Genomic DNA, 1337 nt, shown 5'->3' with positions numbered 1-1337 from the left:
TAGTGCGCTGGGTTATCGCTCGCCACGGGAATATCTGCGGCAGCGGGCTTGTAATGGGTTAAGTGATAACAGATGTCTGGAAATATAGGGGCAAATCCACCACTACTTATTTGGTGGACACCACTTTGTCTAATTCGTCAGATTCTGACCAGACGGTTCAGGCTGTACGCTTACGATAATCAAGGCGTGGAATCCGTATATACCCAATGAATGGCGGGAGATTAAGCCAAGTCCGCGAATGGTACGCGTATCCAGCGTGTTTTTAACCAGAGTCAATAGCGCGATTGCGCAGATAAAAACCATCGGCCCACAGTAAAGATACCAGGTATCGGCAAAATTTCCGCGCCACTGCAATTCATATAATGTCCCGCGAGAGATAATAAAAACCCCCGTCGCAAACAGCGCGGCGCTCACCCACGACAGTGCTTTATGCTGTGTGTCCATCATCCCTATAGCGCGGCCCAACATGCCATACAGAATGTAGTAAAAAGTATCGCCATTGATATATAAGTTAATTGGCAGCCATTCAAAACCGTCAATTTTCTGCGGCACTGTGTTTGGGTTAGCGATAATGCCAATCACCGCCATTAGCACCAGCAACATTTTTCCGCCGACGTTCTTCACCTGAATCAGCGGTGAAACCAGATAAATCACCGCAATCGCGAAGAAAAACCACAAGTGGTAAAACACTGGCTTTTGCAGCAGGTTTTTCAGCGCTAACTCCATATTGATGGAGGTAAACAGCGCAATGTAGAGCAGTGCGATTGCGCTATAAAAAATCAGACATAAGCCGATACGCAAGAAATGGCGCGGCTGGGCGCTGCGTTCGCCAAAAAAGAGATAGCCGGAAATCATGAAAAATAGCGGCACGCTGACACGAGAGGCAGAATTCAGAACATTGGCGATATCCCATGTGACGGGGCTAACACTATGAGCATTGGTCACATACCAGGTAGTGGTGTGAATCATCACCACCATTAAACACGCTATCCCTCGCAGGTTATCAATCCAGTAAATTTTGGGCTGCATCTGGGTAATGACTCCAACTTACTGATAGTGTTTTATGTTCAGATAATGCCCGATGACCTTGTCATGCAGCTCCACCGATTTTGAGAACGACAGTGACTTCCGTCCCAGCCTTGCCAGATGTTGTCTCAGATTCAGATTATGTCGCTCAATGCGCTGAGTGTAACGCTTGCTGATAACGTGCAGCTTTCCCTTCAGGCGTGATTCATACAGCGGCCAGCCATCCGTCATCCATACCACGACCTCAAAGGCCGACAGCAGGCTCAGAAGACGCTCCAGTGTGGTCAGAGTGCGTTCACCGAAGACGTGCG

At 48.5% G+C, this 1337-nt stretch carries 1 protein-coding gene and 1 pseudogene; both read right to left on the bottom strand.

Annotation, left to right across the window (positions count from 1 at the left end; genetic code table 11):
- Positions 1-174 precede the first annotated feature (174 nt).
- Positions 175-1029, bottom strand: a pseudogene (gene wecH, locus BGK49_RS14790) (O-acetyltransferase WecH); the annotation flags it as partial.
- A gap of 18 nt (positions 1030-1047) precedes the next feature.
- Positions 1048-1337, bottom strand: a 290-nt coding sequence (locus BGK49_RS14785; protein WP_069375723.1) for an IS1 family transposase, incomplete at its 5' end; no start/stop codon positions are given.

It is taken from the genome of Shigella sp. FC1544 (genome assembly GCF_001722145.1).
GTDB lineage: Bacteria > Pseudomonadota > Gammaproteobacteria > Enterobacterales > Enterobacteriaceae > Escherichia > Escherichia coli.
This window is presented reverse-complemented; position numbering and strand designations above follow the sequence as displayed.